The following is a 12,312-nucleotide window of genomic DNA, read 5'->3' as shown; positions in this document are numbered from 1 at the left end:
TGGCTCCCGCCCGGGAGGGAGGGCGTGGGGCAGGCGGATATCTAGCGTCGGTGGCATGTTCCGCACCTCATTTGCCGGGCGCGGCGGCGTCGACCGTCCGACCCTCGTGGCAGTCCTTCTCTCGCTGGTCGGCGCCGGCATCGGCAGCGCGTGGCTGATCCGCCCGTCCACCTATCCGTTCGGCCCGGGTGACCGGGTCACCATGTCCGTCACCCACGACATACCGTCCACCGTGGCCGGTGCGCTGCTGGTCGGCGCGGCCCTGGTCGGACTGGCCGTGGCCGGCACCGGCGGGCGGAGCGCCGACCGGGCCCGGATCGCCGCCGCCGGGCTGCTCGCCGCGTTCTTCGCCCTGGTCATGGCGGACACGTCGCTGATCAGCCTGCTCGGCTACGCCCTCGCGCTGGGCGGGCCGGTGGCCCTGCTGACCGCCCTCGTGGTGGCCTGCGCGCGGGGACGGCGGGCCGGCTGGGTCACCGCCGCCGCGCTCGTACCGGTGGTCGGCGTCGGGGTCGCCGTCGGGCTGCTCGACCCGGCGACGCTGAGCCGCTTCGCCGGCAACGTGCTGGGCGCCTTCGCCGACTACGGCACCCGGCTGGCCTGGGGACTGTCCATGGCGGTCGTCGCCACCGGGTGGGGCTGGGTGACGTACCGGCTGTGGCGGCGGGACTCCCCCGACCGGCGGCCGGGGTGGGCGGCACCGGAGCGGGCCCGGCGCTGGGGCCGGGTGGCCACCGTCGGTGCCGCGCTCTGCCCGCTGCCGTACGCCACGGTGCGGCTGAGTTGGCTCACACCGTGGGCGATCGGCCTGCCCGTCGACGACCCGGCGGTACGGATCCAGGGTGCCGCGCTGGGCTGCGCCGCGCTGACCGGCGCGGTGCTGACCCTCGGGCTGGTCAGCAGGTGGGGTGAGGTGGTCCCCCGGTGGGTCCCGGTGTTCGGCGGGCGGGCGGTGCCGTCCGCGCTGGCCGTCGTCCCGGGTGGACTCGTCGCCGCGGCCGCGTGCGTGGCCGCGCCGGGGGTGCTGCTGCACACCCTGGAGACGGAGGGCTTCGGCGACGGCGTGCGCGGCGTGGCCGTGGCGCTGTTCTTCTTCCCGTTCCCGGTCTGGGGGCCGCTGCTGGCCGCCGCGGTGCTGGCCTACCGGCTACGCCGCGCGCCCGCGCCGGCGGGCCCGCGCCTCGGCACGGGATGACCCGGACCGGCCCGTACCGGCCCGGACGCCCTGGGGCGTACGTCGACGTCCGGAACCGGACGAAACGGCGTCCGGCGCGGGGCGTCACGGGTCCTCCTGGGCGGGCATTTCCGCAGCTCCCCGGGCGCGAGGGAGAACACGTGACGGCAACGAGGATTTCTCATTTTCATCGGATCGCGGCCCCAACCCTCCTAGTGTTGGCCACACCGGTGCTAGTCACGGAGTTGGCCACCCGAACGACGTCCCACGCAGTCAGCGGACGAAAAGTGAGGGAAGACGCGCATGAAGGCACAGAAAGTTCTCGGCTCGGCGGCGGTCGGCGTGGGCCTCGGCACACTCCTGCTCCCGCTCGCGGCGTTCGCCGACACCACCGTCTCACCAGCCACCACCCCGGTCGGGGGCACCGTCGTGCTGACCACGACGACGTGTAACCCCAAGTCGGGTGACGCGCTCTTCCGCGTCACCGGACCCGACCGCGACCAGAACGTCCGCTCCACCACCGCCGCGGCGGGCGGCGGCCTGAGCGCCGAACTCTTCACCGCCGGCTTCACCCTCGGCACCTACACGGTCACCACCACCTGCGGCGACGGCAGCAACGGCGGCACGGCGCAGTTCACCGTCACGCCCATCGGCGGCGCCCAGGCCGGCGCCGGCGGCCGGCACGGGGACACCGGCGTGCTCGTCGCGGGCGGCGCGCTGGCCGCCGTGGCGCTCACCGGCGGAGCGGTGCTGGTCGCCGCCGTCGGCGCGGCATCAGCGAGGCCTGGAGGCTGCGCCGACCCACCATCCCCAGCAGCGGGGGTGCTCGTCCCGGCCTGACCGGTGCGGGCGCCCCTGTCCCGTCGGACGGAGGTGGCACGCTGACCCCACGCAACTGCCCCGAGGCCCGCCGGCGCGGGTCCGCACCGCCGCGGTGGTCGCCGCGTGGTCACCCTCTGGGCTCGCCGGACCGGGCTGGTCGCCGTCGGCCTCGGCAGCACCTCCTGTTCGGCCGCCGCAGCTCGGCGCGTCGGCCGCGCCGACCGGCGAGCCGCCCGGCTCATCCGGGCCCGTCCTGTCCCGCTCCGAGCCGGTCCAGGTCGCCATCCCCACCATCGGGGTACGCGCCCACATCGTGCCGGTGGCCGACCGCGACGGCGTACTGGAGGTGCCGCCCCTGGACCGGCCGGAACTGGCCGGCTGGTACCGGCGCGGCCCGACGCCCGGGGAGGCCGGGAACGCGGTGCTGGTCGGGCACGTGGACACCCAGGACGGACCGGCGGTCTTCTTCGACCTGGGCCGGCTCCGGCCCGGCGACCCGATCCGGGTCACCCGGGCCGACGGCCGGGTGGCCGCCTTCACGGTGACCGGCGTCGGGGCGTACCCGAAGGACCGCTTCCCCACCGAGCGGGTGTACGGCGGCGGCACCGAGGCCCGGCTGCGCCTGATCACCTGCGGCGGCCGGTTCGACACGCGGACCGGCAACTACCCCGACAACATCGTCGTCTTCGCCACCGCGGCGCGCTGAGCGGGGCGGGCCCGGGCCGCTTGCCCACGCGCCGTACCGTACCCCCGTCGGTCCCGGCGGGCGGAGGTGCGCGATGGTGCAGTCGGCGGTACGGATCCGGCAGGGCCGGCGGCTCCCGGCCCTGCTCGGGCGGTTGCTCGGCCGGAGCGCCGAGCAGGCACCGCCGCGCGCCGGCCGACGGTCCAACCCGGACGCGGTGGTGGACTGCGCGGTCTACGTCAACGGTCGGCGGGAACCGGGACGGCCGCACTACGCCGACGCGGTCGCCGCCGGCCGCCGGCACCGGCGGGCCTTCGTCTGGCTGGGGCTGCACGATCCCGGGCCGGCGGTGATGGCGGCGGTCGGCCGGACCTTCGGCCTGGACGAGTTGAGCGTCGAGCGGGCCCTGGCCGACGGTCACCGGCCCACCGTCCAGCAGCACGGGGAGGTGACCCTGCTGGTGCTGCGCACCGCCGGCTATGTCGAGCACGCCGAGCTGACCGACACCTCCGAGGTGATCGACACCGGTGACGTGATGGTCTTCCTCGGGGACCGGTTCGTGGTCACCGTCCGGCACGGCGCGTCCGGCGCGCTCGCCCCCGTCCGGCAGGAGATCGAGAACCAGCCCGGCATCCTCGCCGAGGGACCGTGGGCGGTCGCGTACGCGGTCTGCGCCCGGATGGTGGAGCTCTATCTCGAGGTGGCCGGGCACCTGGAGAAGGACCTGGAGCGGATCGAGGAGACCGTCTTCGCCCGCGACCGCAGCGCCGACATCCAGCACATCTATCAGCTCAAGCGGGAGGTGGTGGAGTTCAAGCGGGCGGTGTGGCCGTTCCAGACCCCGTTGCGCGCGCTCATCGAGCAGCGCGCCGGTGGGCCGCCGCCCGCGCTGCAGCGCCGGTTCGTCGACGTGGAGGGGCGGCTGACCCGCGCGTGCGACCGGATCGCCTCGTACGACGAGCTGCTCAACTCGATCCTGCAGTCCCGGCTCGCGCAGCTCGCCGTGGACCAGAACAACGACATGCGCAAGATCGCCTCGTGGGCGGCCATCGCCGCCACCCAGACCGCCGTGGCGGGTGTCTACGGGATGAACTTCACGTACATGCCCGAGCTGGGCTGGCGGTACGGCTACGCGGGGGCCCTGCTGCTGATGGCCGTGGCCGGGTTGACCCTGCACCGGCTGTTCCGCCGCTCCGGCTGGCTCTGAACGGCGCTGCCGGCACCCCGGGCGGCGAAGGGCCCACCGGCCGGTCCGGTCGGGCGGGAGTGAGCCCGGCCGGGCCGGGGTACCAGTGCGCGGGGCGGTCCGTCACCGCCGGTGGCGCGTCGGCTGCCCCGGCCCAGGAAGGAGAGGCCGGTGGCCGCCGGACACGTCAGCCGACCTGGCCACGTGCCGGTCGGCACCCGACGCCCGCCGTGACTCCCGCACCCACGCCCGTCGCCGTTCGGCGGCCGGTGACCTGCCGCACCAACCTCACAGGGAGCGACCCATGAAGATCGCCAGGAACCGGATCGTCGACGCGCTGCGGGCGCGCGGCCAGGACGCCCGCGCCGACTGGATCCGCCGGGAACTGCCCGACGAGATCGAGGCCGGCCAGCACTCGGGCCTGCTCGCCACGCTGGACCTCGACGCGGCCGACCTCGCGGGAACGCCCTCCCGCTGAGCGCACCCGGTCCGGGCAGCGCTGACGTACGCCTGATGTCGGCCCACCCGGACGGCAGCGCGCCGGCGCGGCTGCGGCAGGATGACGGACGTGGCGAAGCGTGGGGCCGCGCGGAGCGCGGCGGAACGACCGGCCGGGGCGTGCCCGTGCGGCTCCGGGATGCCGTACGCCGACTGTTGCGGGCCGCTGCACCGGGGTGAGTCGACGGCGGCGACGGCCGAGGCGTTGATGCGCTCCCGGTTCGCCGCCTTCGCCGTCGGTGACGCCGACTACCTGCGGCGCAGCTGGCACTCCTCGACCCGGCCGGACCGGCTGCGGCTGGACGCGGACCAGCGCTGGACCCGGCTGGAGATCCTCGGCACCGACCGGGGCGGCCTGTTCGACGCGGCCGGTACGGTGCGGTTCCGGGCGCACTACCGGGAGGCCGGCCGGGCCGGCACGCTCGACGAGCACAGCCGGTTCGTCCGCGAGGACGGCCACTGGGTCTACCTGGACGCCCTACCGGACGGGTGACCCGTCAGCGGCTCGGCGCCGGCGCCGCGCGGGCCGCCGCGACGATGTCGCCCACCCCGATCCCGGCCTGTGCCATCAGCTGGGTCGGGGTGCCGGACGTGGGCAGCCCGCGTACCGCCAGATGGGTGACCCGCACCGGCTCGGCGAGGTCGGCCAGGCACTCCAGGACGGCCGACCCCAGGCCACCCTCCGGATAGTGGTCCTCGACCACCAGCAGCCGGCCGCCGCAGGCCCGGACGGCGGCGGCCAGCCCGTCGGCGTCCAGCGGCTTGACCGAGTACAGGTCGACGACCCGGGCGTCGATCCCCTCCCGGGCCAACTCGTCGGCGGCGGCGAGGCAGTTGTGCACCGTCACCCCGGCGCCGATCAGGGCGATGTCGCCGCCCTCGCGGAGCACCTTGCTGCCGCCGATCGGGAAGCTGTCGTCGTTGTCGTAGAGCACGGGGTAGCCGCCCCGGGTGGTGCGCAGGTAGGTGACGCCCGGGCGGTCGACCAGCTGCGCGACGAGGGCGGCGCACGACACGGCGTCGCTGGGGTACACCACCGTCGACCCCGGCACCGCGCGCAGCGCCGCCAGGTCCTCCAACCCCATCTGGGAGGGACCGTCCGCGCCGATCTCCACTCCGGCGTGGGAGCCGGCCAGGGCGATGTCGGCCCGGGAGACGGCGGCCATCCGGACGAAGTCGTAGGCGCGGGACAGGAACGCCGCGAAGGTCGCGGCGAAGGGACGGTAGCCGCGTACCTGCAGGCCGACGGCGGCGGCGACCAGCTGCTGTTCGGAGATGAACAGTTCGAAGAACCGGTCCGGGTACGCCTCGCCGAACCGGTCGGCGCGGGTGGAGTCGCTGACCTCGCCGTCCAGGGCGATCACGTCCGGGCGGGAGCCCACCGCGCGCAGCGCGTCGCCGTACGCGTCGCGGGTGGGCACCTTCGCCCCCTTGTCGTACCTCGGCAGGGTGGGTGGCGGGCCGGCGGGGGCGGCGGCGGGCGGGGCGGGTTCCGGCCGGGGGCCCGTGACGCGGATCCGGCGGACCCCGCCGAGGGCCGCGACGGCGCGGTCGGCCAGCTCCGGCTTCAGTGGCTTGCCGTGCCAGCCGGGCTTGTTCTCGACCTCGGGCACCCCCTTGCCCTTGACCGTCCGGGCGAGGACCACGGTCGGGCCGGTGGCCTGCCGGGCCCGCCCCAACGCCTCGTCCACGGCGGCCAGGTCGTGCCCGTCGACGACCAGCGCCCGGCAGCCGAACGCCTCGACGCGTCGCCGGTAGGTGTCCAGGTCCCACTCCAGTTCGGTCGGGCCGCGCTGCCCGAACCGGTTGACGTCGACGATCGCGGTGAGGTTGTGCAGGCCGTAGTGGCCGGCCTTGTCCAGCGCCTCCCAGATGGACCCCTCGGCCATCTCGCTGTCGCCGCACAGCACCCAGACGTGGTACGGCAGCCGGTCGAGGTAGCGGCCGGCGAGGGCGATCCCGACGCCCACGGGCAGCCCCTGCCCGAGCGAGCCGGTGGCGACGTCGACCCAGGGCAGCACCGGCGTCGGGTGGCCCTGCAGGCGCGACCCGTACTGGCGGTAGGTGTCGACAAGTTCCTGGTCGCTGATCGCCCCGACGGCCTTGAAGACGGCGTACAGCAGGGGCGACGCGTGGCCCTTGGAGAAGATCAGGTGGTCGTTGGCGCGGTCGCGCGGAGCCGACCAGGTGTAGCGCAGGTGCCGCGAGATCAGCACCGCGAGCAGATCGGCGGCGGAGAGGCTGGAGGTCGGGTGCCCGGAACCGGCCCTGGTGCTGCAGCGGATCGCGTCCACCCGGAGCTGGGCGGCGAGTTCCGCCAGTTCGGTGAGGTCCTCCTGGCGCAGGGTGCGCTCTGCTTCCATGGTCACCGGCGTCGCCTCCCGCGAACGGCGTGTCGGCCCGGCCGCACGCCCCGGCCGTCCGGCCTCCGGTGAGGCCGTTTCCGCCTCCACCGTAGCCAGAAAAGCACGTTCTCATCCGGTTACCACCGATTTGTCGGACGATCGCCGCCGAGCCCGCTCCGGCCGGGAGCGGAGCAGCCAACCCGCCACCGCCAGGTAGGGCAGGGCGGCCACCGCGAACGCCACCCGGTTGCCGGCCGCACCGGCGACGACGGCGTAGCCGCCGTACACGCCGACGATGGTCAGATCGGTCAGCATGCCGGCCGCCGAGGTGACCGTCGCGCGGCTCGCGCCGGTGATCCTCGCCTGCAACCGGACGTCGGCCAGCACGGTGGCGAGCTGGAACGCGGCGAAGGCGACCGCGAGCAGCAGGAACCCCACCGGGCGGCCGACCAGCGCGCCCGCCGCGAGGGCCGCCGCGGCGCCGGCCAGCAGGGCGGCGTACCCGCGGTCGGTGAGCCGCTCCCCCACCGGGGCGAGGAGCCCGCCGACGGTCATCCCGGCCCAGAGCAGCAGGAGCAGCAGCGGCACGGTCGCCTCGGTCACGCCGGTGTCCCGGGCCAGCAGCGCGGTGTACTCGTCGAGCGCGCCCGAGATCGCGGTCACCGCCGGGACCAGCAGCAGTGCCGCCCGTACCACCCGGTCGGTGCGCGCCTCGGCGAGGCCGGCGCGGAGGCTGGCCAGCCACCCCGCCTCGTCGTCGCCGTCCGCCGGGCTCGACCGGTCGTCAGCCGGCCCGGACAGCGCACGCTCCGGTGGCCCGGGGTCGGGGAACCGGGCGGCGAGGGCCGCCCGCGAGCAGGCAGGTCACGACGTTGGCGAAGCCGACGGCCGGGTAGCCGCCGGCGGCGAAGACCGGACCGGCCAGGGCGCCGGAGGCCGCCGCGGCGAGCACCTCGGCGGTACGGGCCCGACCGGTCAGCCGGGCGTACCGGCCGGTGGCGCCGAGCCGGTCGAGCGCGGTGAAGACCAGCGCCTCGAGAGCTCCGGAGCGCAGCGCCCCGCCGGCACCCCAGAGCACGAAGCCGACGGCGAAGGCCGGGTAGGAGGGCACGAGCAGCCAGAGCGCGAAGGCGGCGGCGGGCAGCAGCGGCGCCAGCACGAGCAGCAGTCGCCGGGACACCGCGTCGGCCCACGCCCCGGAGGGCACCTCCAGGACCAGGCCGGTCACCGACCAGATCACGAAGAGCGAGGAGACCTGCCCGACGGAGAGGCCGGTGTCGGTGAACAGCAGCACGTAGAACGGGTAGAGCAGGACGAAGTCGCTGAGGAACGCGTAGCCGTACAGGGTGACGGCCAGGCGGCGGACGCCGGAGGGGCGTGCGGAGGTGACGGTCATGAGGCCTTCCCACGGGGACGGAACGGACACCGGACGTACGGCGCCCGCGGCGGCCCGCGGCAGCGGCTCTCAGGGCAGGATCAACATCGCCAGGTCATGGGCCGATGCTAGCGCCGCACGGCCTGCGGTGTGGTCCCGGAACGCGCGCCGGGCGGGACCCGTGCTGGGTCCCGCCCCGGTGTGCGCGTGCGGACGGTCAGCGGCGGAACCGCTCCGCGTCCGCCTGCGGGATGACCATCGTGGACTCGTTGTCCACCGCCTGCTCGGCGGTGGTCTGCCGGGGCGCGGTCGGCTGGGTGCGGTCCGGGTCGACCGGGGTGTACGGCGGGACCACCTGGGTGCGGTCCGCGTCGGTGTCCCCGGTGACGGGCTGGGTCAGCTCGGCCTCCGCGTACGGGCTCACCGGCGGGGCGAGCCGCGCCTCGACGTCCCGCCGGCCGGCCTGGTAGGCGCGGGCGTGGGTGGCGATGGTCTGCGACTCCTGCTCGGCGCGGGTGAGCCAGTTCTCCCAGCGGCTCTGCATCGGGCGGACCAGGCCGCCACCGACACCGACCACGAGGATGCCGCCGACCGTGGCGAGCACCGCGATCAGCACCGGGGTGGTCACCGCGGTGGCCACGCCGATCTGGTTCAGCGCGGCGATGATGCCCAGACCCAGGATGAAGACCGAGGCGATGTTCGCCAGCACCCGGCCGTAGGAGAGGCCACCGAGGGCGCTGGAGATGATGTCCTTGACCGCCTTGGCGATCGCGGCGGCCACCACCACGATGACGATCGCCACGAACGCGCGCGGCAGCCAGGCGACGACGCCGGCGATCAGGTCGGAGATCGGGTTGGGTCCCCAGATGCCGAAGGCGAGCTGCAGCGTCACCAGCAGCACCGCGTAGTAGGCCAGCTTGGCGACGATGTCGCTGGCGTCGTACTTCGAGCGGGCCAGGGCGGTCTTGATCCCGCCGCGCTCCACCGCGCGGTCGAAGTGCACCCGTTCCAGGACCTTGTCGACGATCTTCAGGACGGCCTTGGCGATGAGCCAGCCGGCCACCAGGATCGCGATGAAGGCAACCGCCTTGGGCAGGAAGAGCATCACCGAGCGGAACGCGTCGCCCACCGCGTCCCCGAAGTTGTCTTTCATCTAGGGTCCTCCACGCATGCGGGTGTCCAGGTCTGTCGACCGCCCCCTACCCGAACCGCTTGCTGGGGAAACGCCCTCACCTCCGTCGGCAGCGGTAGTCCACGGCGGTGCCGGCCTGCACCGGCGACGGCTCGATGATGTTGACGGTGGCCGTCTCCCGGGTCGCGCCGACCCCGCTGAAGGTCCACTTGAGAGTGAGCGTGACCGTCCGCTGACCTCGACCGACCCGCTCGCTGAGCAGGCTGCCCGGCGCGGCGTCGGAGCGGAACCACTGGTAGCGCAGGACCCCGCCGCGGCCGTTGGTGCGTACCGTCGCCACGACGTCGACGGTGACGTCGCACCGGTCGCCGGCCGGCTGCGGCACGGCCACCGTCACCCCCTCGACCTCCAGCGGGCTGATCCGCTGCCACAGATAGAACCCCACCGCGACCAGCAGCGCCACGGTGAGCAGGGTGGACAGCACCGAGACGACCCGCCGCCAGCGGGCGGCGGCGCCGCGCCGGCGTGGGCCAGGCCGGCGCGGCCGGCGGGTGGCGGGCACCGGACGAAGCGCACCTCACCGCCGGGTGCCGGCCGCACGTCGCCGGGCGTGGTCCGCGCGCCGGCCGGCCCACTGGGGTACGCCGAGGGGACGCCCGCCGACCGGTACGCCGAGGTGGCCTGCCCGGTGGCGGCCGGTCCCGTCGGGCCACCGGTGGCGAGGTGCGTGCCGGCCCGGGACGTGCGTGGTCGGCCCGATGCCGCCGGTCGGCGCGCGGCCCAGGTGCACGGTCGCGTCGGGCCCCGCGAGGTGGACGGTGCTCTCCCCGCTCCCCCGGTACATCGTCGGTTCGGACGATGCCGGGTACGCCGTGGCGTCGTCGCCGGTCAGCCGCACCGTGCCGTCGGTCGGGGCGAGGTGCCCGGTGGCGTCCGGCGACCCCAGGTAGTCGGTGGCGTCCGGCGATCCCAGGTAGGCGGTGGCGTCGGGTGCCGCCAGGTGCACCGTCTCGTCGACGCCGCCGAGCTGCACCGTCTGGTCGACGCCGGCGAGGTGCACCGTGGCGTCGGGTGCGCCGAGCGCGTGGGTGCGGTCCGGGTCGGTGGGGGCGGCCGGCAGTGGCACGGCGCGGGTCGGCAGCGCCTCGGTGGGCTCCTCCGGCGGGGTCACCGCAGCCGTACCCGGGTGGTGGTGGAACTGTCGAACGATGACACGGTCGAACTCCTAGCCGGGGGTGCAGTAGTTGTAGAGCGTCACGTACACCGGCGACGCCGAGGTGGTCGAGTTGCCGGCGGCGTCGACGGCGGTGACGTGGATCGGGATGCGGCTGCTCTGCTTCGGCGTGGACAGCGGCCCGAGCGTGCCGGAGAAGACGCCGCGCCCGGCGGAGCTCATCCGGACCGTGCCGGTGACCCCCTCCAGGGTGTAACGGAAGCTGACCGTCAACCCGGCGGCGCGGTCGTCGGTGACGGTGGCGGTGACGGTGGCGGACTTGTAGCCGTACGGGCAGCCGCGCGGTTCCAGCTCCCCCGGGTTGGCGCTGACCCCGGCCACCGACGGCGCGGTGACGTCCGGCGGCGGTGGCGGGGAGGTGCTGGTCGTCGGGGTCGGTAACGGTGTGCGGGTGCGGACCGGGGTCCGGGACGGCCGGACCGTGCGGGTGGGGTCGGGGGTGCCGCCGGGGGTCGCCCCGGTGGGCGACGGGGTCGGCGGCACGGACGGGGTGGCACTCGGTGACGGGGTCGGCGGCTCGGTGACCGCCGGGGGCGGCGATCGGCGTGCCGGCGGCGGTCGGCGCGCTGCCCACCGGTCCGGGCGCCCGCCGGCGGCGGACGGCTCGCTGCGGGAGGCGTAGCTGTAGCTCGCGCCGCCCACCAGCATCGCCGCGACCACCGCCGCGCCGGCGACGACGGCGGTCCGGCGGCGACCCTGCCGGAACGCCGACCGGCGCATGCCGCCGCCGGTCTCGCCGACCACGGTGCTGGCCAGGCTGGTGGCCCCGCCCGTGCCGTCGGGGAAGGGGAACAGGGCCGCGAGCAGGGCGGCACGGCGGGCCAGCTCGCGGACCCCGCGCTCCTCCCAGTCCTCGCCGTACGCCCCGGCGGCCACCCGTTCCAGCAGTTCGATGAAGACTCCGGCGGGCTGGGGCCGTTCGGTGGGCTGCTTGGCCATCCCGTGGCGCAGCAGCTCGTGCACCGGACCGGGTGCCGGGTCGGTGGGGATCGGCGCGGTGGCGTGCTGCCGGCGCAGGGTGAGCAGGTCCCGCCCGTCGTACGGGGGGCGGCCGGTGAGGCACTCGAAGAAGGTGGCGGTGGCGGCGTAGATGTCGCAGGCGGGGCTGGCCGGGGCGCCGGTCCACTGTTCCGGCGCCATGTAGCGGGGCGTGCCGGAGACGGTGGTGTCGGAGCCCTCGCCGATGGGCATGGCGATGCCGAAGTCGGCGAGCTTGCTCAGCCCGGCACCGGTGACCAGGACGTTCTCGGGTTTGTAGTCGCGGTGCACCACCCCGTGGGTGTGCGCGGCGGCCAGTCCGGCCAGCGACCCCTTGAGGACGCAGAGCGCCGCCTCCGGGGTGGTCGCGCCGTGCTCGCGCAGCATCTGCCGCAGCGACACGCCGTTGACCAGTTCCATCACGATGGCCGCGCCCTCGGCCGACTCGACGTACTCGTAGAGCCGGGAGACGTGCGGGTCGTCGATCTCGCCGAGCAGCCGCGCCTCGGCGCGGAACGCGGTACGGAACGACGGGTCCTCGCCGATGCTCCGGATGAGGTACTTGATGGCGACCGGGGTGCCGGTGTCGTCGTGGGTGGCGAGGACGACGCTGCCCGACGCGCCCGCGCCGAGTCGACGGACCGGGGTGTAGCCGGACAACTGCCAGCCGCTCATGCGACGTTCTCCACGACGATCCACGGGCGGCTGCTCGTCGCCACCACACTGATCATTCTGGCCCTGCCGAAGCTGCCGTCCATCGGCGCAACGGGTGCTTCCGCTGCCCGGACGTCCGCCGGGGACAGGTCGGGCCGGGGCCTTCGCGGCGGCGCGGCGGGCCGGGGGTGCGTGTGGTCAGTTACGGACACACCTGTCACGGGTAGCA

The 12,312-nt window shown here is 75.1% G+C and carries 11 protein-coding genes and 1 pseudogene; 6 read left to right on the top strand and 6 right to left on the bottom strand.

Features of this window, described 5'->3' with window-relative positions:
* The first annotated feature begins 106 nt into the window (after positions 1-106).
* The 6 genes from MRQ36_RS29750 to MRQ36_RS29725 all read left to right on the top strand — a co-directional run bounded on the left by MRQ36_RS29750 (position 107) and on the right by MRQ36_RS29725 (position 4,858).
* Positions 107-1,195 carry a hypothetical protein gene (locus tag MRQ36_RS29750; protein WP_242800055.1) on the top strand — a complete coding sequence of 363 codons (1,089 nt, stop codon included), beginning with the start codon at positions 107-109 and terminating at the stop codon, positions 1,193-1,195.
* A 282-nt stretch (positions 1,196-1,477) separates the two neighbouring features.
* Positions 1,478-2,014 (top strand): hypothetical protein, encoded by a 537-nt coding sequence (locus tag MRQ36_RS29745; RefSeq protein ID WP_242800054.1) that lies wholly within the window; start codon positions 1,478-1,480, stop codon positions 2,012-2,014.
* A 94-nt stretch (positions 2,015-2,108) separates the two neighbouring features.
* Positions 2,109-2,702: a class F sortase gene (locus MRQ36_RS29740; protein ID WP_242800053.1), complete on the top strand. Its 594-nt coding sequence runs from the start codon at positions 2,109-2,111 to the stop codon at positions 2,700-2,702.
* Between the two features lie 73 nt (positions 2,703-2,775).
* Positions 2,776-3,888, top strand: a complete 1,113-nt coding sequence (locus tag MRQ36_RS29735; protein ID WP_242800052.1) for a magnesium and cobalt transport protein CorA — start codon at positions 2,776-2,778, stop codon at positions 3,886-3,888.
* A 283-nt stretch (positions 3,889-4,171) separates the two neighbouring features.
* Entirely contained in the window at positions 4,172-4,345 is a 174-nt protein-coding gene (locus tag MRQ36_RS29730; protein WP_242800051.1) for a hypothetical protein, read from the top strand.
* 90 nt (positions 4,346-4,435) lie between these two features.
* Positions 4,436-4,858 (top strand): YchJ family protein, encoded by a 423-nt coding sequence (locus MRQ36_RS29725; RefSeq protein WP_242800050.1) that lies wholly within the window; start codon positions 4,436-4,438, stop codon positions 4,856-4,858.
* 4 nt (positions 4,859-4,862) lie between these two features.
* Here MRQ36_RS29725 and MRQ36_RS29720 read toward each other — a convergent pair whose 3' ends face one another.
* The 6 genes and pseudogenes from MRQ36_RS29720 to MRQ36_RS29695 all read right to left on the bottom strand — a co-directional run bounded on the left by MRQ36_RS29720 (position 4,863) and on the right by MRQ36_RS29695 (position 12,104).
* Entirely contained in the window at positions 4,863-6,728 is a 1,866-nt protein-coding gene (locus tag MRQ36_RS29720; RefSeq protein ID WP_242801451.1) for a transketolase, read from the bottom strand.
* A 111-nt stretch (positions 6,729-6,839) separates the two neighbouring features.
* Positions 6,840-8,106: pseudogene (locus MRQ36_RS29715) on the bottom strand (MFS transporter).
* A gap of 196 nt (positions 8,107-8,302) precedes the next feature.
* Positions 8,303-9,238: a hypothetical protein gene (locus MRQ36_RS29710; RefSeq protein WP_242800049.1), complete on the bottom strand. Its 936-nt coding sequence runs from the start codon at positions 9,236-9,238 to the stop codon at positions 8,303-8,305.
* A gap of 76 nt (positions 9,239-9,314) precedes the next feature.
* Entirely contained in the window at positions 9,315-9,779 is a 465-nt protein-coding gene (locus MRQ36_RS29705; RefSeq protein ID WP_242800048.1) for a hypothetical protein, read from the bottom strand.
* A gap of 15 nt (positions 9,780-9,794) precedes the next feature.
* A complete protein-coding gene (locus tag MRQ36_RS29700) occupies positions 9,795-10,388 on the bottom strand; it encodes a hypothetical protein (protein WP_242800047.1) in 594 nt (197 codons plus the stop codon).
* A gap of 54 nt (positions 10,389-10,442) precedes the next feature.
* Positions 10,443-12,104 (bottom strand): serine/threonine-protein kinase, encoded by a 1,662-nt coding sequence (locus MRQ36_RS29695; RefSeq protein WP_242800046.1) that lies wholly within the window; start codon positions 12,102-12,104, stop codon positions 10,443-10,445.
* Positions 12,105-12,312 lie beyond the last annotated feature (208 nt).

The organism is Micromonospora sp. R77 (genome assembly GCF_022747945.1).
Classification (GTDB): Bacteria; Actinomycetota; Actinomycetes; order Mycobacteriales; family Micromonosporaceae; genus Micromonospora.
Note: the sequence above shows the minus strand (reverse complement) of the source record. Positions and strands in the feature narration are given on the sequence as shown.